Annotated in this window: 18 protein-coding genes, 1 tRNA gene and 6 pseudogenes; 8 read left to right on the top strand and 17 right to left on the bottom strand. The window is 62.9% G+C overall.

What is annotated here, in order from left to right; all coding sequences use genetic code 11:
- Positions 1–5 precede the first annotated feature (5 nt).
- Both OMK73_RS24220 and OMK73_RS24215 read left to right on the top strand, forming a co-directional pair.
- Positions 6–794, top strand: coding sequence for a hypothetical protein (locus OMK73_RS24220; RefSeq protein ID WP_267604255.1), 789 nt, complete (start codon positions 6–8; stop codon positions 792–794).
- Entirely contained in the window at positions 794–1,255 is a 462-nt protein-coding gene (locus tag OMK73_RS24215) for a hypothetical protein (protein ID WP_267604254.1), read from the top strand. Before OMK73_RS24220 ends, OMK73_RS24215 begins: the two co-directional genes overlap by 1 nt.
- Before the next feature lie 491 nt (positions 1,256–1,746).
- Here OMK73_RS24215 and OMK73_RS24210 read toward each other — a convergent pair whose 3' ends face one another.
- A complete protein-coding gene (locus OMK73_RS24210; protein WP_267604253.1) occupies positions 1,747–3,078 on the bottom strand; it encodes an IS4 family transposase in 1,332 nt (443 codons plus the stop codon).
- A 242-nt stretch (positions 3,079–3,320) separates the two neighbouring features.
- On the opposite strand from OMK73_RS24210, the gene OMK73_RS24205 reads away from it, so the two are divergent.
- Positions 3,321–4,139: a hypothetical protein gene (locus OMK73_RS24205; RefSeq protein WP_267604252.1), complete on the top strand. Its 819-nt coding sequence runs from the start codon at positions 3,321–3,323 to the stop codon at positions 4,137–4,139.
- Between the two features lie 40 nt (positions 4,140–4,179).
- Here the strand turns inward: OMK73_RS24205 and OMK73_RS24200 are convergent, their stop codons facing one another.
- Positions 4,180–5,166, bottom strand: a complete 987-nt coding sequence (locus OMK73_RS24200; RefSeq protein ID WP_267604251.1) for a site-specific integrase — start codon at positions 5,164–5,166, stop codon at positions 4,180–4,182.
- A gap of 180 nt (positions 5,167–5,346) precedes the next feature.
- Positions 5,347–5,826 (bottom strand): hypothetical protein, encoded by a 480-nt coding sequence (locus OMK73_RS24195; protein ID WP_267604250.1) that lies wholly within the window; start codon positions 5,824–5,826, stop codon positions 5,347–5,349.
- 297 nt (positions 5,827–6,123) lie between these two features.
- Between OMK73_RS24195 and OMK73_RS24190 the strand changes: the two are divergent.
- Positions 6,124–7,409: pseudogene (locus OMK73_RS24190) on the top strand (IS4 family transposase).
- 59 nt (positions 7,410–7,468) lie between these two features.
- Here the strand turns inward: OMK73_RS24190 and OMK73_RS38425 are convergent.
- The 3 genes and pseudogenes from OMK73_RS38425 to OMK73_RS24175 all read right to left on the bottom strand — a co-directional run.
- A pseudogene (locus OMK73_RS38425) lies at positions 7,469–8,686 on the bottom strand (phage integrase); the annotation flags it as partial.
- An 85-nt stretch (positions 8,687–8,771) separates the two neighbouring features.
- Positions 8,772–8,856 (bottom strand) — tRNA-Leu (locus OMK73_RS24180).
- Positions 8,857–8,945: 89 nt separating this feature from the next.
- The gene (locus tag OMK73_RS24175) at positions 8,946–9,329 is read right to left on the bottom strand and encodes an HNH endonuclease (RefSeq protein ID WP_267604249.1); all 384 of its coding nucleotides are present in this window, start codon (positions 9,327–9,329) and stop codon (positions 8,946–8,948) included.
- A 130-nt stretch (positions 9,330–9,459) separates the two neighbouring features.
- Between OMK73_RS24175 and OMK73_RS24170 the strand changes: the two genes are divergently transcribed.
- On the top strand, positions 9,460–10,392 hold the full coding sequence (locus tag OMK73_RS24170; protein ID WP_267604248.1) for an alpha/beta hydrolase: 933 nt from the start codon (positions 9,460–9,462) through the stop codon (positions 10,390–10,392).
- A gap of 4 nt (positions 10,393–10,396) precedes the next feature.
- On the opposite strand, the gene OMK73_RS24165 is transcribed toward OMK73_RS24170, so the two are convergent.
- The 5 genes and pseudogenes from OMK73_RS24165 to OMK73_RS24145 all read right to left on the bottom strand — a co-directional run bounded on the left by OMK73_RS24165 (position 10,397) and on the right by OMK73_RS24145 (position 14,850).
- Entirely contained in the window at positions 10,397–11,266 is an 870-nt protein-coding gene (locus OMK73_RS24165) for an NAD(P)-dependent oxidoreductase (protein ID WP_267606498.1), read from the bottom strand.
- A gap of 39 nt (positions 11,267–11,305) precedes the next feature.
- Positions 11,306–12,481, bottom strand: a complete 1,176-nt coding sequence (locus tag OMK73_RS24160) for an ABC transporter substrate-binding protein (protein ID WP_267604247.1) — start codon at positions 12,479–12,481, stop codon at positions 11,306–11,308.
- A gap of 51 nt (positions 12,482–12,532) precedes the next feature.
- A pseudogene (locus OMK73_RS39350) lies at positions 12,533–12,924 on the bottom strand (glutathione S-transferase).
- Between the two features lie 114 nt (positions 12,925–13,038).
- Positions 13,039–13,425, bottom strand: coding sequence for a nuclear transport factor 2 family protein (locus OMK73_RS24150; RefSeq protein ID WP_267604246.1), 387 nt, complete (start codon positions 13,423–13,425; stop codon positions 13,039–13,041).
- Positions 13,426–13,554: 129 nt separating this feature from the next.
- Positions 13,555–14,850, bottom strand: a complete 1,296-nt coding sequence (locus OMK73_RS24145) for an Nramp family divalent metal transporter (RefSeq protein ID WP_267606497.1) — start codon at positions 14,848–14,850, stop codon at positions 13,555–13,557.
- A 355-nt stretch (positions 14,851–15,205) separates the two neighbouring features.
- On the opposite strand from OMK73_RS24145, the gene OMK73_RS24140 reads away from it, so the two are divergent.
- The gene (locus tag OMK73_RS24140) at positions 15,206–15,595 is read left to right on the top strand and encodes a DUF302 domain-containing protein (protein WP_267604245.1); all 390 of its coding nucleotides are present in this window, start codon (positions 15,206–15,208) and stop codon (positions 15,593–15,595) included.
- Between the two features lies 1 nt (position 15,596).
- Here OMK73_RS24140 and OMK73_RS24135 read toward each other — a convergent pair whose 3' ends face one another.
- A complete protein-coding gene (locus OMK73_RS24135; RefSeq protein WP_267604244.1) occupies positions 15,597–16,733 on the bottom strand; it encodes a zinc-binding dehydrogenase in 1,137 nt (378 codons plus the stop codon).
- A gap of 158 nt (positions 16,734–16,891) precedes the next feature.
- On the opposite strand from OMK73_RS24135, the pseudogene OMK73_RS24130 reads away from it, so the two are divergent.
- Both OMK73_RS24130 and OMK73_RS24125 read left to right on the top strand, forming a co-directional pair.
- A pseudogene (locus OMK73_RS24130) lies at positions 16,892–17,144 on the top strand (hypothetical protein); the annotation flags it as partial.
- A gap of 1 nt (position 17,145) precedes the next feature.
- A pseudogene (locus OMK73_RS24125) lies at positions 17,146–17,310 on the top strand (glycerol-3-phosphate responsive antiterminator); the annotation flags it as partial.
- A 52-nt stretch (positions 17,311–17,362) separates the two neighbouring features.
- Here OMK73_RS24125 and OMK73_RS24120 read toward each other — a convergent pair.
- The 5 genes and pseudogenes from OMK73_RS24120 to OMK73_RS38410 all read right to left on the bottom strand — a co-directional run bounded on the left by OMK73_RS24120 (position 17,363) and on the right by OMK73_RS38410 (position 22,857).
- A complete protein-coding gene (locus tag OMK73_RS24120; protein WP_267604243.1) occupies positions 17,363–17,695 on the bottom strand; it encodes a hypothetical protein in 333 nt (110 codons plus the stop codon).
- A gap of 79 nt (positions 17,696–17,774) precedes the next feature.
- The gene (locus OMK73_RS24115; protein WP_267604242.1) at positions 17,775–18,050 is read right to left on the bottom strand and encodes a hypothetical protein; all 276 of its coding nucleotides are present in this window, start codon (positions 18,048–18,050) and stop codon (positions 17,775–17,777) included.
- Positions 18,051–18,473: 423 nt separating this feature from the next.
- Entirely contained in the window at positions 18,474–19,826 is a 1,353-nt protein-coding gene (locus tag OMK73_RS24110; protein WP_267604241.1) for a metallophosphoesterase family protein, read from the bottom strand.
- A 164-nt stretch (positions 19,827–19,990) separates the two neighbouring features.
- Positions 19,991–20,807, bottom strand: a pseudogene (locus OMK73_RS39345) (LytR/AlgR family response regulator transcription factor).
- A gap of 34 nt (positions 20,808–20,841) precedes the next feature.
- Entirely contained in the window at positions 20,842–22,857 is a 2,016-nt protein-coding gene (locus OMK73_RS38410) for a sterol desaturase family protein (RefSeq protein WP_324291763.1), read from the bottom strand.
- Positions 22,858–22,860 lie beyond the last annotated feature (3 nt).

The raw sequence follows: 22,860 nt of genomic DNA, 5'->3' as shown, positions 1-22,860 counted from the left end.
TTTAGATGATCCAGAAGAAAAAGAAGGGGCTGGGAGACCGCTGGTTCAATCCCCACCGGATTGCTAGGTTGGCGGACCTGTCGGAGTTCGTTGGGGCGATTGTTTCCGAGATGGAGAAGCATGAGGCAGCAGTAATGCCCCGCACACGGGCGCGGCGTGCCGCTGACCAAGATGTTTTTGAGCGGCAAGCGGAAGCGCTTCTCTGTGATGCGCTGCTGCGGAACCTGACGAAGCCTGGAGAGTGGCTCACCGCATCACGATCAAAGACCGTGCTGGGCCGTAGGTGTCGTTACCGCTCTTCGGTCATGGGTGACAAGCTCCCGATGGTCATGGACCTGCTGGATGGGTGTGGTCTGTTGGAGGTTCGCTTGGGGGATGTCTGCAAGTATCGGGGCGCATCTATCAAGCAGACCACCTTCAGGGCATCCAAGCGGCTCCTGGAGCGGGCCTCCCATCTGGACCTACAGTTCTCCGACTTCGGTACGGATGGTCTGGAGGAGGTCATTGTCCTCAGGTCGGAGAAGGTCCAAGGGAAGGGCATGCTTGTGCGCTATGAAGACACTGAGGAGACCATTGCCCTCCGCAGCCAGATTGCAGCCCTCAATGTATGGCTCTCTCAGGCCGACATCGAGCTAGCTCAAGACATCCCCGGCGTGAACCCTCAGGACCGCATGATGCACCGCGTGTTCAACAATGGCCGCTTTGACCACGGGGGAGATTGGGTGGCGGGTTTTGGCAGCAAATGGGGAAGCGGGAGAGGCGGGACATCCTCATTGATGGCATGGATACAATAATGCTGGACTTCTCGCAGATGGGACCACGCATCATCTACGGGATGGCTGGCATGCCATTCATTGGCGATGCCTATGCTGTTCCTAGCCTGTTAAAGCATCGCTCCTTGGTGAAGCAAGTCTTCGGAGCTATGACCCATGTGGGGAGCAGGTTCAATCGCCTGGAAGACATTTCCAGCCCATTGCCAGATGGCATGAGCATGTCGCGTGTCTGCAAAGCCATTGAAGACCACAATACCCCAATCGCTGATTACTTCTATCGTAGGGCGGGCATGGAGGCGATGCGCGTGGAGAGCAATATCATCGTTGACATCCTGCTAGCGCTCCGCGACAAGGGGGTAGTCGCTCTTCCGGTTCACGATGCGCTGGTTGTCAGGGAAGACTTGGCTGATGAAGCCGAGGCTGCAATGTTGGCAATGTTCAAGCTACATACAGGGCTGGAAGGACTGGTAACTGTAGAGTGAGGTAATCAGCAGGCTATCCAGTTGTCAATGCTCAGGCATCTTTGGGGAGGCCACTGGTGACGCTGCTGGCTGTCACTGCTTTGTGGCTGAGCGTGAGTACCAGTAATAGTTCCACTGCTCAGGCAATCGCTAGCCAGTCTCTCCTATATACCTATAGTTTGTCTCTCAGTTCCATAAGTGGGGGTCGTAAGGTAAGCTAGCCATTGGGTACGGGCTAAAGCAACGTATCCGCTGTCGGCAATGTTGGCGCGAACTTGGCGAAAAGGAACATGAATAGGTGCATATACAGCCTCGAAGATTTTGACGAAGCAGCGGGTGAACACATCCTGCAGAACTTTCTTGGGGCGCGCTGGACATCGAAGCGCATATCGTCTGACCCGGTACAGGACTTGTTCGGTAGGACTATTGACGTTGCTCTGGAGAAGGGGCTGCGGGAGATAAGAAACCTGCTTGGGACCCGAGGTGGTAGAGGGCATCTCCTTATACAGAAGTCATGAGTCCTCAGCCCGTAGCGCCAGGATCATGAACGCAGCATCCATGGTTCGCTGCATGCCGATCCAGATCGTTTTGGCGCCGGGCTCGCCATCACTCTTGCGGCCCAGGAAACCACCCAGTGACGCGATCAAGCGAATCATTTGATTGAGCGTGACGGGCGTCTTTGGACGCGCCTTCTTCGCGAGTAGATACGCGCCTCGTATCTCATCGGCATCAAAAAATAGCGACGCGTCCAGGTCAGGGCAGGTTCTGCCCAAACGCATCAGCCGGGCAACGCGCCACGCCACGACCATGTAAAACACCAGAGCCCGTTCCACGCGGTCCATGTGGGATAACTGTAAAGCTTCCACCTTGCACCCGTTCTTCAGGACATTGAAGAACATTTCAATCTCCCACCGGGCTCGATACCAATCGATCAGCTCGACGACGGCATCTGTATCTTGCGCCTCCCGGTTGGTCAGCAGTCGCCACACGACAGGGGTAACGCCTGCCGGGGCGCCGATCTCCTGGGCCACAATGCAGGTGACGGCGGGCCCCGTCTTACCCGGCAGCTTCACGCGTTGCGCACGTAACTCCTGCTTGACCTCGCGCGCCTTCTGGCCTGCGCGCCCCGGCAGGATGAAGCCGATCTCCCCCAGAGCTTCGCTGGCGTCTACCGTGTCCCACAGCTTGCCTGTCTCACCAAGGCTGCGGTTGTGTTGGGAACGTATCAGCCAGTCTGCAGGATTGCCGAGCTCATTAGCACGCTCCATCATCGCAGCGATATCGCCTTCCCGATCCGCCACGTAGACCAGGCGAGTCTCAGGCAACATCGCGGCCTGTTCTGCAACGCGTTCGTAGCTTTCAGTCCACCGTACGCTCTCTGTAATACCAACCCGCTGCCCGTTTGCATCCAGCGGCTCCCGGGCCCACATCCAGGCGTCGATCACACCGAGTGGTTCCCGATCCGGCGTCACAGCATAGGTCGGATGGAGATACATCCCCCTCTGCGCTTCGTAGCTCAAGGGCCCGAGCCCATCGATCTCCTGGCCGTTAAAGTTCAGCTCGGTCGTGTCTGCAATGCACAGCACCACCGGGAATTGCCGCGCCCGCCCTGCCGTGCGCTCCCAATGCGGCTGCATCATGTCTGTCCACTCGACTTCCTCGTTGCCGAAAAATCGATAGGCAGCGATGGTCTCTGCCCAGTCCTCGCATGCGCCCGGAATGCTCGCAGTCGGCCTCGCAGCCAGTCGCTTCAGCAGCCCCTTCGCCCGTCGGTCCCGCCTTGGATCGCCAAGATCCAGCACCTCAAATTCTTCGTCCACCCATGCCCCCGACTCGTCGTTCATTCGCGCTCGAAAATCTAGGAGTAAACGCGAGTCCGCGCGAGTTTACAACCCCTCCCGCCCAAGTCCCATCAAATTCTGGCCGCACTGCGCCCGGTCAGGACGCTGGACTTCTGTATAAGGAGATGGGTAGAGGGGAGAGTGGGCCTATTCTTAGGAATATCGAAGGCAGCAATGGAAACAAATACCATCTTCAGCCGGGTGGTGTTCCGCAAATCGCACGACCGATACTTTCCGCCCCGACAGTGGATGGCGACGTCTTCGATGTAGATATCGCTCTTGGTGATGAAAGGCAACTGGGATGGGCGCTGGCTCAACTGCGGGAGAGGTATCCCTCCCATTCGATTGTACCGAGTGAGTTGACCGGGAAAAGGGTCGTGAAGGAAACGTATTGCTCCGAGCGATTCAGGCTTCGGTCTGGCCTGGGAGGCGACGATTTCTTCCGCGGTGCATTGAAATCGGCCTTCAATCTACTGGGGGAGGAGATGACGGAGGTGGCTCTGTCGTCAGCGTTTGATAGCGTTAGGAATTTTGTGTTGCAAGGAAGGGGAAAAGCATGCAGCTATGTGCGATGGGCTACGACTGACGAGAACTTCTCGGTACCGAGTATTGGAGAGTTCGATCACTTCGTCGGTGTCTATTCAACGGGCGGCTGCGTTGATGGTATCGTTCAGTTTTTTGGAAGCATTCCATTTCTGATTCGTTTGTCTGATAGCTTTGCTGGCGAAGAATTTCAGCTAGCATACTTGGTCGACCCCACTCGGGAGGGGAATCCGGCAGAGATACGGAACCCACATTTTGATGCACACGTTCTGCCGCCATTTGGCTCCGGCGCGGAGGTGCCAGATGCGTCTGCGCGTAAGGCATATCAAGCTCGCTTCCTTGGCCTGCTTTCTCGCCACTATGCGCGGGCTGATGGGCTTCACATCAGGGCGATAGTTGAGCAAGCGCTGTCCCCCTACGAAGGGGAAGTTGCACCGCAGGAAGTATTGGATGAACTTCAGATGAAACTGCGCGCTTTTTTCTATCACAAGCTGGGGCTCCCCCAGCCCGCTAACGACTAAAAGAGCGCAACTAAAGGCAGAGTTGGGTGGTCTAGCTGAGCTACCCCAGGCGGTCCAGCAGCGTCCTCGGGTCCAAATGCGTGTATCGCTTGAGCATTTGCATTGTCTGGTGTCCGGTGATGGTTGCCACCTCCACCATGCTGAAGCCCTTTTCAAATAGCCGCGAGACTGCTTCGTGCCGGAGGTCATGGAATCGTAGGCCTTCAATGCCGCAGGCGTTACAGGCCGCGCTGAAGCGATGGGAAATGGTGTCAGGCTTTAGTCCTAGAACGCGTTCCTTCTTCCTCTCAAGTGATTCGAGCACGGCCATAGCACGCAGGGAGAGCGGGACCGTGCGTGACGTTGAGTTCTTTGTATCTGCGAGGTATGCCGTGCGGTCCTTCAGATCAATAACAGACCACACGAGACCCGCCAGCTCGCTCCTGCGCATGGCCGTTTCCACTGCCAACTCCATAGCGGCGGCAAGGGCTGTATCACCGTTTCCCTTGCAATGCTGGAGCAGCCGTTCCAGCTCCCCACTTCTCAGCCTGCGGTCTCGGCCCTTCGGCAGCTTTGGCATTCGCATGGTCTTTACGGGATTGACCAGATAGTCCAGACCCCAATCCGTCCTGGCTACGGTGTACAGGTGCGAGATAATAGCCAGTTCCAGCCGGATGGTATTTCCGCCCCTTCCGGCCTTCAGTCGAGTCTGTTTGTGCCGCGCGAGGTCTACGCCGCGAATTTCGCTCAGCGGCCGAGCGGCCAGTGGGTGCGCGCGCCACACCCTGATGAGCTTGCGCTCATGGTATGCGCTCTTTTTCTCTGATGAGACTTCCTCAGCATACTTTGCTAGAGCGTCGCCCAGAGTCAGGGACCGGGAGGCGCGTATCTTCCGCTCCTTGCGTACAGCCTGCAATTGCTCAGACAGCTCAGCGGCCCACGCCTTTGCGTCGCTTTCGCTATCAAACATTCTGGAATAGTCGGGGTGCGGCTTGATACGGACAATGGCCTGGAAACGTCCGCTGTTGCGCTTTCGAACCGTGGGCATGACTCCCCTGCGTGACAGAGGGTGTGACCGTAGCAAGCGGGAGGGGGCTTGATGAAGCCCCGGGAGTAGACTTGATATTCGCCGTTCGGGCCTAGCGTTCCACAAGGGAAAGACATGCACTGTGCTTCCCGCTGCTCTGCGGCTGCTGGGACCTTAGTGCGGCCCCAATCGCGTTATTGCCTAAGCGTCAATAGTGTCAGGGGCTGGGCGTGACTCCCACAGCATCACCGCTACCAGTTTTGCGCCGAACGTTAGGGCGCAGAGGCTCAGAAGCGTAGCGAACAGGCCCCACATCCCATCGAACAAGGCGGCTAGCAGCGCAAATGGGACCACGGCCCCACCGAACATCAGGATGCCGACGATTACCGCCCATTTCCCCCAGAGCATCCAAGTGGTTACGAAACCCATCAAGAATGTAATGAGGCCGAATAGGTAGGACGACGCGAAGATGCCGCCGCCAGTGAATCCACGCAAGCGCTTGAAGATGGACAGCGGGAGGAGAATCAGTACGTCCACCGCGAGCACTAGCCACCCTGCTTTTATCAGGGCAGGGAGCCAAGTAGTGGCAGCCCAAGCAACCCCCTTGATAGCGAGGAGCCCCACCGCAATCACGCCTACAAGAAATACCAGTACAAATGCTGCGCGGCCAATCGCTTTCATCGCCCCTCTCCGAGTTTTTCTACTGGGTGCCACTTGTCACCTTGGCAAGCCACTGCCGCTTAACTAACAGCGAATATCCTTTCCCATATTTAGCCGCTTCCCCGCGTGTCGCCCACCCCCTATAGAGCATCTCCTTATACAGAAGTCCAGCGTCCTGACCGGGCGCAGTGCGGCCAGAATTTGATGGGACTTGGGCGGGAGGGGTTGTAAACTCGCGCGGACTCGCGTTTACTCCTAGATTTTCGAGCGCGAATGAACGACGAGTCGGGGGCATGGGTGGACGAAGAATTTGAGGTGCTGGATCTTGGCGATCCAAGGCGGGACCGACGGGCGAAGGGGCTGCTGAAGCGACTGGCTGCGAGGCCGACTGCGAGCATTCCGGGCGCATGCGAGGACTGGGCAGAGACCATCGCTGCCTATCGATTTTTCGGCAACGAGGAAGTCGAGTGGACAGACATGATGCAGCCGCATTGGGAGCGCACGGCAGGGCGGGCGCGGCAATTCCCGGTGGTGCTGTGCATTGCAGACACGACCGAGCTGAACTTTAACGGCCAGGAGATCGATGGGCTCGGGCCCTTGAGCTACGAAGCGCAGAGGGGATGTATCTCCATCCGACCTATGCTGTGACGCCGGATCGGGAACCACTCGGTGTGATCGACGCCTGGATGTGGGCCCGGGAGCCGCTGGATGCAAACGGGCAGCGGGTTGGTATTACAGAGAGCGTACGGTGGACTGAAAGCTACGAACGCGTTGCAGAACAGGCCGCGATGTTGCCTGAGACTCGCCTGGTCTACGTGGCGGATCGGGAAGGCGATATCGCTGCGATGATGGAGCGTGCTAATGAGCTCGGCAATCCTGCAGACTGGCTGATACGTTCCCAACACAACCGCAGCCTTGGTGAGACAGGCAAGCTGTGGGACACGGTAGACGCCAGCGAAGCTCTGGGGGAGATCGGCTTCATCCTGCCGGGGCGCGCAGGCCAGAAGGCGCGCGAGGTCAAGCAGGAGTTACGTGCGCAACGCGTGAAGCTGCCGGGTAAGACGGGGCCCGCCGTCACCTGCATTGTGGCCCAGGAGATCGGCGCCCCGGCAGGCGTTACCCCTGTCGTGTGGCGACTGCTGACCAACCGGGAGGCGCAAGATACAGATGCCGTCGTCGAGCTGATCGATTGGTATCGAGCCCGGTGGGAGATTGAAATGTTCTTCAATGTCCTGAAGAACGGGTGCAAGGTGGAAGCTTTACAGTTATCCCACATGGACCGCGTGGAACGGGCTCTGGTGTTTTACATGGTCGTGGCGTGGCGCGTTGCCCGGCTGATGCGTTTGGGCAGAACCTGCCCTGACCTGGACGCGTCGCTATTTTTTGATGCCGATGAGATACGAGGCGCGTATCTACTCGCGAAGAAGGCGCGTCCAAAGACGCCCGTCACGCTCAATCAAATGATTCGCTTGATCGCGTCACTGGGTGGTTTCCTGGGCCGCAAGAGTGATGGCGAGCCCGGCGCCAAAACGATCTGGATCGGCATGCAGCGAACCATGGATGCTGCGTTCATGATCCTGGCGCTACGGGCTGAGGACTCATGACTTCTGTATAAGGAGATGCCTATAGAGTGGCGTACCTCCTCAGGACAATTCACCTCCCGTAGGCGGTCGGCCATGGTATGGCGCAGTTCATGTACGGTGTGATCAAGCCCATTCGTGCGGAGCCACTTGGCAAGGCCTGCGGATGCTGACTCAGCTCGGCAGCCAGCTTCTGAGGTGTAGCGGGGGAAGGCAAAGCGCTGCCCGGGCTTTGCGGATTCAATCGCGCGCCGTGCTCCCCACAGGGCGAGACCCAAAAGAGGGACTGCGCGAACGCTCCAGTCATTCTTTAGGCCGCGCCAAGGCTGCTTCTCAAGCACGATGTGCGGAACTTCGGCCTTCAGATCAATCTCCGCGAGCGTGAGCCCAGCAATCTCCGAAAGCCGCGCACCAGTATCTGCAAGAATTGCAAGAAGCCACCGCATGTCATCGTCATGGTCCTTGCATTTCTTCGCCAGCGTAGCCAGTTCCACCGCTGTGAATGGCTCCCGGCCCTCAGCGTCAGACCCTTCAGCCGCAATTCGGATGGCCTCGAAAGGGTTGGCCCGATGTATCTCCTTTTCGCGGATATAGATGGTCATGGCCGCTTTGAAGGTGTTCAGGCGTCTGCGAACTGTGGTGGTCTTGTTTCCCTTTTCCAGCTGCTTGGCGATGTACAAGCGCGCATCGTCGCGCGTCAGATCATCGATGGCCTTATCTCCGACTGCCGCCAGTAGTCCCCCAAAAGCCCGTTTGGCGTAGGCCTCAAACTTCTCATCTCCCCGCTTCTGGTGGGTCTCTAGGTAGAGGTCCAGCATATCGCTAAGGGTGGGCTTGAGAGTGCCAGCGAGCATCTGCATGGCGGTGCTCTCGACCGGAGTGAGGTATTCGGCTCCGTTCGCGGTCCGGTACGTTTTCTCGTCGCCTTCTGCGTGAGCTTCGCGCTTTCCGTCTAGGTAGTCATGTAGGAGCGCGATGGCAGCCTCGGTGGTCTCATCGCGCTCCCCAGTGGGGGCGACACCCCAAGACGCTAGGAACGCTTCAGCGTGTTTCCTCGTGGCCTTAAGCGAGGAGCTGGGGTCAGCGCGGAGCATCGCCCAATCGGCTTCAAGCTGCTTGTTCATGCGGTCAATCGTTCGCGCCGCCGTAGCCATGTCAGACGTGCGGAGATTGGCCTTCATCAGCTTCTTACCGTAGTGCGTCTGGAGGTCGCGTGGGATGGGCCGCTGGAAGTAGTAGACCCCAGAGCGGAGATAGCAGTATTTCAAGGTGATGGAGATGACGCCGTGTTGAATTAGCATGGGCAACTTACCACTGAAGTTACCACAGAAACACGACTGAACTGCCCTGAAAGGCTTATGGGATAAGGCTTTGCGCCTAAGTTGATGGTGCCCGGGGTCGGACTCGAACCGACACGACTTTCGTCGGGGGATTTTGAGTCCCCTGCGTCTACCTGTTTCACCACCCGGGCTGAGTGGATGCTGGCTGATTTGCCGACGAACCGGCGTGCCAGCATGGTGCTGAGCCGGGAATTATGCCGCAAATTCCGCCCGGTCACAACTAGCCCCGGCCAGGGCCTCCCGACCGGGCTCGCCTGGCCCGCGTGGCGCGGCTCCGATCGTAGTATTCAGGCGGCTTGCGGGCGATCCAGCGGATGAAGTCCGCCATGGCGGGGTGGCCGCGCAGGCGTTGCCAGTCGTGGTAGGCCTGGGCGAGCTCGGTTTCCGTGAAGACCGAGTGGATCTTTTGGTGGCAGACCCGGTGCATGGCCACGGCGGCGCGCCCGCCCTGGCTGCGCGGCACGGGATGGTGCAGGTCGGTGCTGGGGCCGGGCACCATCGCGCGCCCGCACAGGGGGCAGGGCGGCAGGGTGCTGGGCGAGGCGCCGGCGGGCGGACCTTGCTGCTGGTCCTGGCCGGCGCGCAGATGGCGTTTGACGACCATGGGCGGTGCGACGGTGATGTGCTGGTGTTGCTATATCCGGGATTCTGTCGATACCTGGCGGTGTGCGAACTCGCATAGCATTATCGCAGCCGCGCCGCCGCCCGGCTTTTCCCCTTCATGCCGGAGCACCATGCCAGCCCTGCCGTCCCTTGCCAGCCTTGCCCAGTTGCCGTCGGAGGATCCCGCCTACTTCGCGGTCCAGTACAACAGCCGCGCCCAGGTGCCGGACAACGTCGTCCACATGGCGCGCTGGGCGCAGATGTCCCGGCAGGTGCGCGAGCGCGCCGGCTGGCTGGAGGACCTGAGCTATGCCGGCGCCGAGCCCGGCCCGCACGACGCGGACGAGCGGCTCGATTACTTCCCCGCCGAACCTGGCGCCGTTGCCGGCCAGGCGCCGCCGCTGCTGGTGTTCCTGCACGGCGGCTACTGGCGCGCGCTGGACAAGCGCGACCACAGCCTGGTGGCCAACGCGCTGCCCCACTGCAGCGTCTCGGTGGCGGTGACCAATTACTCCTTGTGCCCGGCGGTGAGCGTGGAAACCATCCTGCTGCAGGCGGTGCGCAGCGTGGCGTGGCTGTACCGCGAGGCGGACCGGCTTGGCCATGACAAGTCGCGCATCTTCGTGGCCGGGCATTCGGTCGGCGGCCAGATGGCCGCGATGATGCTCACCACGCTGTGGCAGCGGGTGGGCAGCGACCTGCCGGCCGACCTGGTCAAGGGCGTGGTCTCGGTGAGCGGCCTGCACGACCTGGAGCCGCTGCGCCGCGCGGACTTCCTGCAGGTGGACCTGAAGCTGTCGGAAGGGGATGTGGACCGGCTCTCGCCGGCCTTCCTGCCTCCGGCCACGGATGCCCTGCTGGTAACCGCCGTGGGCGGCCTGGAACCGGAGGAATACCACCGGCAGACGGACCTGCTGCGCGCCGGCTGGCCCGCCAACGCGGCGGCACCGGGCTCGGCGCATGTGCCGATGCCCGGCAGGCACCACTTCAACGTGATGGATGATTTCGCCGACCGGGACAGCCCGTTGCTGCTTGCCGTGCGGCGGATGATGGGGGTGGCTTAGCCCCTCAGCCCTCCAGCACCCGCAACAACGACGACGTATCGTCCTTGCCCCAGCCCTTGTCCATCAGCGTGGCGAGCTGGCGCGAGGTGGCTTGCATGGCCGGGAGTTCCAGCCCGAGCTGCTGCGCGATCTGGGCGGCCAGCCCGAAATCCTTGTCGTGCAGGCGCGCCTCGATGCCGGGGGCAAAGTCGTGCGCCACCATCTTCGGCCCCATCATGTCGAGCATGCGGCTGCCGGCCATGCCGGTGGCCATGGCTTGCAGCACGCGGCCGCTGTCGACCTGCTGCGCCTGCGCGAAGCGCATGGCTTCGGCGATGCCTTCGATATTGACCACCTGCGCGATCTGGTTGCACAGCTTGGCGACCTGGCCCGCGCCGTGGTCGCCGATATGGGTGATGGTCTTGCCCAGCAGCGCGAGCAGGGGCCGCACGCGTTCCAGCATCTCGGCCTTGCCGCCCACCATGATGGTGAGGCTTGCGGCCTCGGCGCCCACGGTGCCGCCCGAGACGGGGCAGTCCAGCGCTTCGATGCCGCGCTCGGCCAGCCGTGTGGCGATCTCCCGGGTGACGATGGGTGAGATGGTGCTGTGGTCGATGCAGATGGTGCCTGGCGTCGCGCCTTCGATCACGCCGTGCTCGCCCAGCAGCACGGCCTGCACGTCTTCCGATGACGTGACGTTGGTGAACACCACCGCAGCGCCGCGCGCGGCCTCCGCCGGTGTTGTGCAGGGCACGGCGCCAAGCGCGCGGGCCATGTCGGCGGCTTCGGGGCGGCGTACAAAGGCGCGCACGGCGTGGCCGCCGGCGAGCAGGCGGCGCACCATCGGCGTGCCCATGGCGCCAAGGCCGATAAAGCCAATCGTCATAACGTTCATACCGCTCGTATTGCTCGTATTGCTCATGTCAAAGCTTCCTTACTTGTCGGACGCGTAGGCAAACTTGCCGTCGCGGATCACACCCATCACGCGTGAGCGCTGGTCGAAGCCTTGATGGTCCTTCGCGCTCAGGTTCATCACGCCATTGGGAATGGTCAGGTTGGTGGTCGTCTCCAGCGCATCGCGCATGGCGTGGCGGAACTCGCGCGTGCCCGGCTGCGCGCCGCTCTTGCCGGCACGGCGCGCGGCGTCGTCCAGCAGCATCCAGGCGCCCCAGGCATCGCCGGCGAATTGCGTGATGCTGTCCACGCCGTACTTCGCTTCATAGCGTGTCACAAAATCCATCGCCACCTTCTTCACCGGGTGGTTGTCCGGCAGTTGCCGCGCCACCACCACCGGCCCGGTCGGGAACAGCGTGCCCTCGACATCCTTGCCGCCCACCCGCAGGAAATCCCAGGTGGCGATGCCGTGCGTCTGGTAGACCTTCCCCTTGTAGCCGCGCTCGGCCAGGGTCTTCTGCGGCAATACCGACGGCGTGCCCGCGCCGGCGATCAGGATCGCATCCGGGGTGGCCGCCATCAGCTTGAGCACCTGCCCGGTCACCGAAGTGTCGTTGCGCGAGAAACGCTCGTTGGCCACCACCTTGAGCTTGCGCACGTCCGCCAGCTTGGAGAACTCGCGCCACCAGCTCTCGCCGTAAGCATCGCTGAAGCCGATGAAGCCCACCGTCTTCACGCCATGGTTGCCCATGTACTCGGTGAGCACCGTGGCCATATGCGAATCGTTTTGCGGCATCTTGAACGCCCAGCGCCGCTTGGGGTCCGACTGCGGCTCGATGATCGCGGCCGATGCCGCCAGCGCCACCATCGGCGTCTCACCTTCCGCCACGGCATCCAGCGCGGCGATGGCGGTGGGCGTGATGTTGGGGCCCACCACCACATCCACCTTCTCCTCGGAGATCAGCTTGCGCACATTGCGCACGGCCGCTGCCGGGTCGGAGCCATCGTCCAGGATCACGTACTGCGCGCGCTGGCCGCCGAGGGTTTGCGGCCACATCATCACGGTGTTCTTGGACGGGATGCCGATGGAGGCGGCGGGGCCGGTGGTGGAAACGTCGATGCCCACGCGGATGTCGGCATGGGCGGGGAGGGCGGAGATGGAGGCGAGCAGAAGGGCGGCGGACAGCAGGGTGATGCGGATCAACGGGTGGGGCATGGGTAGTCTCCTCTGTGCTTCTTGTTTTTGGTTTGGCGCGCGATCGGTCAATCAGTAGTCGAGCCGCCCGCGCAATTCATCGAACGGAACCATCACGTGCTCGCGATAGGCGGGACGTTGCTTGAGCCGCTCGTACCATGCCTCCACATAGGGAAGCGGCGGCCGCTCGCGGAGCGCCTGCCGGCATCTTCGTCCCAGAAACCGGGGCGGCCATGGCGGGCGGCAAGGCATCGCAAGATGCTGTGCGAACCCCAGACGACCGTGCAGCCATCGTCGATGACAGGCACCTTGCCATGCGGATTCATGGCCAGGAAGCCAGGCGTTTCGTTGATGCCGAAACTGCCGCCGGCCGGTATGTGCGTGTGCGCAAGATCGAGCTCGCCGATCAGCCACAGCACCTTTTGCACGTTGAATGAACTGCGCCGCCCCCAAACCTTAAGCAAAAGAATCCCCTCTGGACATTCGATCCGGTGCTGAATTCCTCGATTGTAAATCGGACGCCCGCGCTACCCTGCGCCGGTCATGGCGGCGCAACACCGCGCCAGCACGCTAGCGCGCTAGCAGCATCGGGTAGCTGTATCGTAGAAGCCGCGCCAGCGCGTAATCTTGCCGTTGCGGATCGTGAAGACATGCGCCCATTCGGTTTCGAAGGACTTGCCCGCTGGCACTGTGTACCCTTTCACGAAGCCCAGTACGACGAGTTCGTCGCCCGCCTCGATGAACTCGCGCTCCTGGAATACTTGTATGGTGTCGTCCTCCGCCATTTGGTCGAACACCCGACGAATCTCCGGGTGCGTCTCGCGCTGCCCGGCATAGCGCATGAGCTTGGGTGGACCGACCAGTTTCCAGTCGACCTTCTCAGCCATGAACCCCATGATGGTGTCGATATCGCCCCGGCGATACGCATCGTATGTGGCTTGCGCGACTTCCTTTGGACTTGGCATGCTCATCTCCCACTGCAACCTGGCCGCTCCCCTCGCCGATAGCTTTAAGCTAGGCCGCAACGGGGTTCATTTCAAGACAGGTGGAGGGGGACCGCGATCGTCCCGGCGCTTGGTGTCTAGCGCGCGGCATCACGCCATCACGCTCTGCCACAGCAACGCGCAGTTCAGCAACAGGATGGCGAGCGCGCTCAGCCACGCCAGCGCCAGCGGCAGGCCGCGCACGCGCCACGCGCCCATGAGGTCGGCGCGGGAGGCGAACCCGATCAGCGGCAGCACGGCAAGCGGCAGGCTGATGCTGAGCACCACCTGGCTGGCCACCAGCAGTTCCGCCGAGCCATGCTGGCCGAAGACGCCGACTGCCACCAGGGCGGGCACGATCGCCAGGCCGCGCGTCAGCAGCGCGCGGCGCATGCGCGACATGCGCAGGTTGAGGAAGCCCTCCATCACCGCCTGCCCGGCGAGCGTGCCGGTGAGGGTCGAGTTGAGGCCGCAGGCGAGCAGCGCGGCGGCGAACAACAAGCTGGCCCATCGGGAATGCAGCAAGGGGTCGAGCAAGCGATGCGCGTCGGCCAGGTCGGCCACTTGGGTCATGCCGCTGGCGTGGAACACCGCCGCCGCCACGATCAGCAGCGCGGCATTGATCAGGAAGGCGAAGGTGAGCGAGCCGAAGGTGTCCATGCTGACCCCGCGCAGCGCCTGCACCAGTGCCGGTGCGGTGGACGAAGGCGGCTGTCCTTGCACGGTGCCAGGGCTGTGCTTGCGTACCAGTGAGGCGTGCAGGTAAAGGTTGTGCGGCATCACGGTGGCGCCCACGATGCCGGCGGCGAGCCATAGCATGCCCGCATCGCGCACGAGTTCCGGCGTGGGGACGAAGCCGTCGGCGACCGCCGCCCAGTCCGGCTGCGCCATCGCCAACTGTGCGACGAAGCACAGCGCCACCAGCAGGATCAGCGTGCCGACCAGCGCTTCCAGCGTGCGCCGCCCTTCGCGGTGCACGGCCAGCATGGCCACGGTGGCCACCGCCGAGATCAGCACGCCGACCCACAGGTTCACGTGCAGCAGCAGTTGCAGCGCCACGGCGCAGCCGACCACCTCGGCCACGTCGCAGGCAATGATGGCGATCTCGCTGCCCACCCACAGGGTGAGCACCACGGGCCGGGAGAACCGTTCCCGGCTGAGTTGCGCCAGGTCGCGCCCGGTGACCACGCCGACGCGCGCGGCAATCCACTGCAGAAGCATGGCGACGAGACTGGACGCCGCAATGACCGCCAGCAGGCTATAGCCGTACCTGGCGCCGCCGGAGATGGCCGTGGCCCAGTTGCCGGGATCCATGTAGCCAACCGCGACCAGGGCGCCGGCGCCCAGGTAGGCCAGGCGCGGCATTGCCGGCGGGGCAAGCCGCGGGTTGGCGGGCAGGGCGGGCATGGCGGACAAGGCGGATTGGTCAGGAGTCGGCGGCATGGCTTGCGTGATTTAAGCGACGTTCGATCGGAACTATGACGCCGGCAGGTGAGCGAACCGCTCTGCCCCGGGGCACCGTTACCTGATTGTTGCCACTGGGGCGCGATACAGCTAATTGTAAATGTAAATCAATCGCATTTATGAAGGCTATGTGTCGGAGCAAAAAACGTATGCCGCCCGGCTTGCTGTGATGAATGATGCGCTCCGCCTCATGCCGGGGTCCTGATCGCGCACTTCATTCAAGGCCCTGTCCGAGGTTATACGCGGCAGGCGAGAGGCGGGGATATACAGTGATTCAGGCAACCAACAAGGCAACGTCATGGAAACCTTCCCCAGCCGTTACGATTTTCAGACGACCGTGGAGCGCCTGCTCGCGGCCTTCAAGGACAAAGGCATGACGATCTTCGCGCGGATCGACCATGCCGAGGCCGCCCGCAATGCCGGGCTGGCGATGCCGCCCACGCAGGTGCTGATTTTCGGCAACCCCAAAGGGGGAACGCCGTTGATGCTCGCGGCACCGAGCGTTGCGCTGGATTTGCCCTTGCGCGTGCTGGTGCGCGATGACGGCCAAGGCAGCACCTGGGTGAGCTTCCACAACGCCGCGGAGCTGGAACGCGCTCACCCATTGCCGGCCGGCAGCGCCGCGCCGCTGGCTGCGGCGCAACGGCTGATTCTTGGCACCGTGGGCGCGCCAGGCGCCCCGGGATGATTTACCCGGCCAGGCCCTTGTTCGGGTTGATCAGGTACTTCTCCCCCGTCGCGCGCTTGTTGTAGGCCGCGATCATATCCAGGTTCAGCACCTCGGCCAGCGAGATCTCCTTCGAGTAGTGGCTGGCAAAGGTGGTTTTCAGCTCTGCCACCACGCGTTGCTTCAGTTCGTCCGCCCGCTCGCGCCCGAGCTTCTGCAGGAACGGAAACACCAGCCAGCCGCCCATGCCCCACGCCATGCCGAAGTTGCGGTTGAACTCGGTCGGGCTGGTGTCCAGGCCGCCATAGAGGTAGACCTGCTTGTGGGTGGTGGAGCCATAGCGGCTGTATTCGCGGGCCGTCTTGTTCAAGGCCGCTTCCATGCAGGTGAGGATCTGGCCGGCGAGCTTGCCGCCGCCCGTGGCGTCGAACGCGATCGTGGCGCCGGTGGCGACGAGCGCCTCGGTGAGGTCCTGCATGAACGTGGGCGATGCGGCGTTGCAAACATAGACCGCGCCTTGTGCCTTGAGCAGGTCTGCCTGCTCTTGCTTGCGCACGATGTTCACCAGCTTGATGCCATCCTTGAGGCAGATCTGGTTGAGCATCTGGCCCAGGTTGGAGGCCGCGGCGGTGTGCACCAGCGCGCTATGTCCTTCACGCCGCATGGTCTCGACCATGCCCAGCGCGGTAAGCGGATTGACGAATGACGACGCGCCATCGGCGGGCGTGGCGCCCTCGGGCAGGACCAGGCACTGGTCCGCGGGAATGCAGCGGTACTGCGAGTACATCGCGCCGCCAACGGCCGCCACGGTCTTGCCGAGCAACGCTTGCGCCGCGGCGGACGAGCCTGCCTCGACGACCACGCCCGCGCCCTCATTGCCTACCGGCATGGATGCATCCATGCGTCCCGCCATGCTGCGCATCGCGCCCTCGGGCACACGCGCGGTGACCACCGGGCGGTCGGCCGTGCCGCTGGCCTTGGCCGTGCGCATGTCGGCCGCGCCGAACAGCAGGCCGAGATCGGACGGGTTGAGGGGAGAGGCTTCAATGCGGATGAGCACTTCATCCGGGCCGGGGTGCGGCGTGTCGATGCTGTCTAGCGACAGCTCGAGTTCACCGCTGCTCTTGATTTGCGAACGAAGTTGAAGTGCGGCGTGCATTTGATGTCTCCTTGGTCTGTCGGTGCGAGGTGAGCGAGGCGGCAATGTGAGGCCGCCTTTTTGCCAGCAGTCAGCAATGTAGCAAGTTCCTGCGAAACCCGTACTGGACCGGAAATTCAGGTCATGCGCCTGCCGACAGACCGTCATACATCGTACTGATAGAGGCGGGAAAAAGCGCGCTTGCCGCTGGGATTCCTCTTCTTGACATTATTGATGCATGCCCGGGCATAAAAGGCAGAGCCGGCTTTATCTGGTGGCTCGCGCTGGGAGGCTTGTTCCTTGACGCATTTTCCAATTCCGCATTGAGCGCCGGGATCGGGCCCATGACGCGGAACCTGCAGCTTGCCGCTTCGCAAGTCGCGCAATTGGGGCCGCGTTCGCCCGCTGATACTCGCAAAATTCCTGGCGGTTCGCGCATCTTTCCACCCAGGACCGCAAGGCGCCGCCGCCCATCGTGACCTCGGGGTTCGTCTGCAACAAGGACGATATCCGCAGCGCGATCCGGGAAGGCGCCGTGGCGGTGTCCACCAGCGACAGCAAGCTGTGGAACCTGGAACCGCCCGTGCTGAAATCCTGAGCCTGATCGAGCGAAAGCACGGCGATGCGTGCTTTCGCTCGCTGGCCGGCACTCAGGCCCTGGCGCCGTCGGTGTAGACGTCGAAGTTGCGCGCCGGATCGGACGATACGCCGCTGCGGTCCATCCCGGCGATGGTGCGGCCACCATCGGTGTACGGGTCGACCTGGCGTGCGCCTTCGCCGAACGAGTCGAACTTGGCGGTGCGGCCGCCGTCGGTGTACGGGTCGACTTTGCCGACATGGAAATTGTAGCCGTAACGGTCACCGTCACGGTCACCGTAGAGGGCGCGGTCTTGTGGGGTGGCGGCTTGGGCGGCACCGGCGAGCAAAGCGGCCGCAAGCGCGGCGGCGGCGGTGATGGCGGCATTGGCAGATTTGTTGTGCATGGCGTGCTCCTTGAAAGCGGGGTTCGGCATCTATGCGGCCTTGGATCTTGTGGGGTTGAAGGGGGCAACGGGGAAAAGGTCATAGCGGAATGACCTTGGGCTCGCCGGAGTCGGGCCCCATCATTGGCCCGTGATAGATCGGCGAGCCGCACGGGAACGGCCGCAGGACCGCGGGCATTTCTGGCATCGCTGGCATTCCTGGCATCTCGGGCAGCTTCGGAAACTCGCCATAGCCGGGCTCCCTGCGGATGATCATGGGCATGGGGTAGACGCCGGTGCCGCCGGTCACGGCAATCCGGGCGGCCTGCTCAAGTTCGCTGAGACGGGGCAGGTTCCCGATGGATAGGGTGGACATGGTTCTCTCCTGAGTGGGTTGTGGTGGAGGAGCGCCGGGCTCGGCGCTCCCCTTCACTACGCACGCGGCATGCCACGGCCCAACGCCGCGCAGTGTGCGCGGGCGGGCATAAATCCGGCCGGAAATGATGGTGCGGCGCCAACACGCTGCGCAAGAAGTCGGTGACACCCAGACACCAGCGCAGGATCATACGGGAGGGGATAGCCTTGCTGGTATCGGGTTATCGCCGGAGCACATGATCTCCAGATGCGCCTGGCATGCAAGCTGCTCGCCGTTCACGCCCATCGGGCCAGCCTGAAGGGGAGCGCGCTGGCCGATAGCAGGCCAGCGCTGCAGGCTGCCGTGAGCCGCGCCGTACAAGATGTGGCCGGGCAAGGGAGGGCGGGCGTGGCGCGCAAGCGCCCGCCACGCCTGTGGATGCGGTCAAGCCCGCGCCGCCAGGCGCGCCTTGATCTTCTGGCCGAGCGGAAACTGGATGCTGCCATCCCTGTGGAAATCCACGTCCCGCACCCATTCCATTTTTCCCGTCGACAGGCGCCAGTAAAACAGGCGTGCGGATCCGTGATCCAGGTTCACCCGCACAGCGTTGAAGCTCTTTGGGTACTTCTCGTGCGTGTATAGCGCACCGGCGGCGAAGCGGAAATTCGGATCCGCATCCAGTTGCCGCAGGGACGCGCCGTGCGGATCGTGCTCATGCCCGCGAAGCACGAAATCGAACGATCCCAGCTTTGCCCGTTGGTAAAGAATGTCGTCGCGGATAAACCAGTCCGACTCCGCGGGATGATGCAGCAGCAAGATGCGCAGATCCGCGCCGGCCAGCCCGTCGATGCTGGCGTCGATCTGCGGCACGCCAAGTATCAGGTTGTCGCGATCCCCGTCAGAGCTGCAGCGCCAGGCCGAGTTCATGCCTGCTACGCCAACGGTGATGCCGCTGTGCTGCCATTTGTCGGTGTAGAAGTACCCGTGATTGACGGCGGGCTGGCCCAGCGCCTGGCATTTGCCAAGGAAAACGAAATAGTTCTCCAGCCTGGCAAACACGCGATCGCGATCGTCCTTGCAGGCCGGGGAGGTGAGGTAGTCGATGATCGCCTCGTTGCCGGTGAGCCGGGATTTGGCGCTTTCCTCTTCCCGGGTGAAGCGTTTGACGACGCCCCGGTCGACATCGTGATTGCCCGGGACAAACAGGAAGCGAGCCCCCTTGTTGGGTAGCTTATCCCGCAATTGCGTGAAGAAATCAAAGGACTTGTCAAACTCCGCGGGCGTCCCGGTCTTGGATATGTCGCCGGTGACAAAGACGGCATCCGGCTTGAGATCGTCATCGTCAAGGACGGATTCGAGATCGTCCAGGAACGCCTTCTTCACGCGGTCCTGGCTGCCCGCATGGGCGTTCGCAGCGGTTTCAAAGTGCACGTCCGACAGATGGAGCCACGTGAATTCGCGCCCGTCGCGCCGGATCAGCACCTCGTGCTCGCTGAAGTGACCGGAGCGCACGCGAAAGCAGATGCGGAATTCCGACTCCTCCTGCTCGGCCAGCGCGGACGCGTTCGCCAGCGCCAGGATCCTGGCGGCGATCTTGCTGCTGCTCTTTAGCGATACCTTGGTGCAACCGTGCCGGATGCTGGTGATCTCGATGGCGCCAGGTTCCACCCCGAGTACCGCGTGAAGGCGTGCGAGAAATTCATCGCGCACCCCCATGAATACCTCGGGCTCCATATTGAGCACCAGCGTGATTTCGCTTTCGTGTTCGTCGCCGGGACTATCAGGAAGATGTGCCATCTGTCGCTCCAAGCGCCCCGCTCTCGATGCGATGAGGCGCAGTCATGTGACTTGCTGGGCAAAGTGGCTCTATCTATGCACTACCTTGTCCTTCGGTCAGTGCGGGAACGAACATAGGGGGCGGCTGTAGAACGGGCGCAGATGCGGCTACGGCGGCATGGCACCTACATCCCCTTGAACGCGTCCGCATAAAGCCGGCTGACGCCCAGCTTTTCCGGCCGGTCGCGCAAGGTCAGGGTGAGCTTGCCGCTGTCATCGCGCAGCGCGCTGGCAATGGCCGTGCAGCGCACGATGGTGCTGCGGTGGACCTGCCAGAAGCACGCCGGATCGATCCGCATCTGCAGCTCCCGCAGCGACATGCGAATCAGGTGCTCGCGTTGCGCGGTGACCACCCGCACATACTTGTCCGCGGCCTCGAAATACAGCACCTCGCCGATCGGCACCATCGTGATGGTATTGCCGGCGCTCGCCTGGATCACCTGCAACGGGCTGGCGGCCGGCGCGGCGAGCGCCGTGGGCATCCCGACGCCAAGCAGCGCGCGCAATTGATCCATGGTGGCGTCCAGCGATGGCGGTGCGGCCTGGGGGCCGCACGCTGCTGCAACGTGGCTTGCAGGCGCGCGCAGGTTTTGCCAGGCGGTCGGCCTGCACGGGCTTCAGCACGTAGTCGACGGCTGCATGCTCGAACGCGTGCAAGGCGTATTTGTCGTAAGCCGTCACGAAGACGATCAGGGGGAACGGCTTGGCCGGGTCGGGCCAATCCTCGGCAAGGGTCTGCGCCGCCTCCAGTCCGCTCATGCCCGGCATGCGGATATCCAGGAACAGCAGATCAGGCTGCAGCGCGAGCGCCTGCGCCACGGCGGCCTCGCCGTCGCCTACGGTCGCGACGATGTTCAGCGCCGGCCACAAGCGGGCCAGCTCCGCCTGGAGGTCCGCGGCGAGCAAAGCTTCATCTTCGGCGATCAGGGCAGTGGTTTGCATGGAGGCGATATCGGGCAGGGTGGGCAGCAGTCAGTCAGGATAGCGGAAGGCGCACGGTGGCCAGCGTGCCGCCGTCGTCATCGCCGGCAGCCAGCAACTGGAAGCTCGCCGCTTTGCCATAGAGCTGGGCGAGCCGCTCGCGCACCTGCGATGTGCCAAAGCAATCCGAGCCGGGCGGCAACTCGCTCAAGCCCACGCCGGTGTCGCGCACGCCGAGCACCAACATGCCGCTTTCGCGGCGCGCCGTCACCTTGATCCAGCCGCCCGCGACGATGGGTTCCAGCCCGTGCTTGATGGCGTTCTCCACCAAGGGTTGCAGCAGCAGCGGCGGCACAGGCAGGCTGGCCAGGCCGGCGGGCAGATCGAGCTCGATCTGCAGCCGCGCGCCCATGCGCACCTGCATCAACGCCAGATAGTCCGCGATGCGATCGAACTCACAAGACAGCGGATGCGAGCCGGAGCGCGACGCCTGCAGCGTGGCGCGCAAGAACGAGATCACCTGGTTCAGCATCACCTGCGCGCGCTGTGGGTCCTGCCCGATCATCACGCGCAGGTTGCCCAGCGTATTGAACAGCATGTGCGGCTCCAGTTGCGACTCCAGCAGCCGCAGCTGATTCTCCGCGGCGCTGCGCATGGCCGCCTGCGTGCGTGCCTCCGCCGCCGCCAGGCGGCCGCGTGCATAGTGGAAGTAGGAGATGGCGAATGCCAGCACCAGCACCACCGTCATGCTCAGCAGCAGGGCGCGCGGATTCTGCGCCAGATCCGCCGGCGCGCCACGGCCGCCGGTCAGCACGTCGCCGATCGCATGCCCGCCGAAGTAGCCCGCCACGCCCGACACGACAATCCACGGGGCCATCCACTTCCAGTCCGGCCAGCGCCGCTGCGTGGCGGGCGCGCCGGGAGTGGCCCCTGCCGAGTGATCCGGCAGCCAGCGCAGCAGTCCATAGCGGCCCACCTTTATCAGGAGCTGGATCATCACCGTGATGCAGAGGGAATAGGCCAGGCTCGCGCCAAACGGCTCGCGGAACAAGATGGTGAAGAAGCCGGCGGCGCCGAACGCCACCGGCACGCCAATCCGCAGTTCGCGCCACAGCCAGGCCAGTTCCTTAGCGGGATAGCGCGTGATGCGCTGTGGCCGGATGTCAGCCACCGGCAACCCCCGCGACATCTCGGCCTGCGGGCGCCGCGCGCGTAGTTCCGCCGTGGTATTGCCCTCGCCATGCGGCGCCCAGCCCGGCGGCATGAACAAGTACCCGAGGAACGCGCGCAGGCTGCGCGCCCCGGCCAGGTCGCGCAACAGATGCACCCACTGCGTGAACTCGATCCGCAGCGGATTCACGCTCTCGATCGGATGCACCAGGCCATACCGGCAGGGCAGGTCTGCGCGCTCCTTCACGTAGGTGCCAAACAAGCGATCGAACACCACCAGCACACCGCCATAGTTCGCATCCAGATACTCAAGGTTGGACGCGTGATGCACCCGGTGCGCCGACGGCGTATTGATGATCCCCTCCAGCCAGCCCAGCCGCGGAATCCACGTCGCATGTATCCAGAACTGATAAAGCAGGTTCAGCGACAACACGGCAAACACAATCCGCGGCTCGAAGCCGATCCACGCCAGCGGCGCAAAGAACAGCGCCGTGCCCGTCAGCTTGCCGAGAATCCCGATGCGAAACGCAGCCGACAGGTTCAGCTGGTTCGGCGAGTGGTGCACCGCGTGGTTGCTCCAGAACCATCGCACCCTGTGCGCCGCACGGTGATACCAGTAGTAGCAGAACTCCTGCCCGATAAAGAGCAGCGGCAGCGCGATCCAGCCGCTGGGATGGATCGTCATCAAGCGGTGCTCGAAAGCCAGGCGCACCAGTGGCGCCGCGATCGATAGCGGCAAGGCAATCCCCACCGCAATGCGCGCCACCAGGTCCAGCGCCGACACCCCGAACGCCCGCCAGTCGTAACGCTGGCGGCGCGACAGGATGATGGCCTCGATCAAGGCGAATGCCAGCACCGACGGGGCCGCGATAAACAGCTGAAACTTCTCGAGTGCGTTCATGAC

This window comes from Cupriavidus sp. D39, assembly GCF_026627925.1.
GTDB lineage: Bacteria > Pseudomonadota > Gammaproteobacteria > Burkholderiales > Burkholderiaceae > Cupriavidus > Cupriavidus ulmosensis.
The sequence above is the reverse complement of the archived record's forward strand: the minus strand, read 5'-3'. Positions and strand labels throughout refer to the sequence as shown.

Excerpts from the sequence above, each read along its gene's own strand:
- OMK73_RS24220 (WP_267604255.1), top strand. The coding sequence starts at position 6 with ATGATCCAGAAGAAAAAGAAGGGGCTGGGAGACCGCTGGTTCAATCCC.
- OMK73_RS24215 (WP_267604254.1), top strand. The coding sequence starts at position 794 with ATGCTGGACTTCTCGCAGATGGGACCACGCATCATCTACGGGATGGCT.
- OMK73_RS24210 (WP_267604253.1), bottom strand. The coding sequence starts at position 3,078 with ATGAACGACGAGTCGGGGGCATGGGTGGACGAAGAATTTGAGGTGCTG.
- OMK73_RS24200 (WP_267604251.1), bottom strand. The coding sequence starts at position 5,166 with ATGCCCACGGTTCGAAAGCGCAACAGCGGACGTTTCCAGGCCATTGTC.
- OMK73_RS24195 (WP_267604250.1), bottom strand. The coding sequence starts at position 5,826 with ATGAAAGCGATTGGCCGCGCAGCATTTGTACTGGTATTTCTTGTAGGC.
- OMK73_RS24175 (WP_267604249.1), bottom strand. The coding sequence starts at position 9,329 with ATGGTCGTCAAACGCCATCTGCGCGCCGGCCAGGACCAGCAGCAAGGT.
- OMK73_RS24170 (WP_267604248.1), top strand. The coding sequence starts at position 9,460 with ATGCCAGCCCTGCCGTCCCTTGCCAGCCTTGCCCAGTTGCCGTCGGAG.
- OMK73_RS24165 (WP_267606498.1), bottom strand. The coding sequence starts at position 11,266 with ATGAACGTTATGACGATTGGCTTTATCGGCCTTGGCGCCATGGGCACG.
- OMK73_RS24160 (WP_267604247.1), bottom strand. The coding sequence starts at position 12,481 with ATGCCCCACCCGTTGATCCGCATCACCCTGCTGTCCGCCGCCCTTCTG.
- OMK73_RS24150 (WP_267604246.1), bottom strand. The coding sequence starts at position 13,425 with ATGCCAAGTCCAAAGGAAGTCGCGCAAGCCACATACGATGCGTATCGC.
- OMK73_RS24145 (WP_267606497.1), bottom strand. The coding sequence starts at position 14,850 with ATGCCCGCCCTGCCCGCCAACCCGCGGCTTGCCCCGCCGGCAATGCCG.
- OMK73_RS24140 (WP_267604245.1), top strand. The coding sequence starts at position 15,206 with ATGGAAACCTTCCCCAGCCGTTACGATTTTCAGACGACCGTGGAGCGC.
- OMK73_RS24135 (WP_267604244.1), bottom strand. The coding sequence starts at position 16,733 with ATGCACGCCGCACTTCAACTTCGTTCGCAAATCAAGAGCAGCGGTGAA.
- OMK73_RS24120 (WP_267604243.1), bottom strand. The coding sequence starts at position 17,695 with ATGCACAACAAATCTGCCAATGCCGCCATCACCGCCGCCGCCGCGCTT.
- OMK73_RS24115 (WP_267604242.1), bottom strand. The coding sequence starts at position 18,050 with ATGTCCACCCTATCCATCGGGAACCTGCCCCGTCTCAGCGAACTTGAG.
- OMK73_RS24110 (WP_267604241.1), bottom strand. The coding sequence starts at position 19,826 with ATGGCACATCTTCCTGATAGTCCCGGCGACGAACACGAAAGCGAAATC.
- OMK73_RS38410 (WP_324291763.1), bottom strand. The coding sequence starts at position 22,857 with ATGAACGCACTCGAGAAGTTTCAGCTGTTTATCGCGGCCCCGTCGGTG.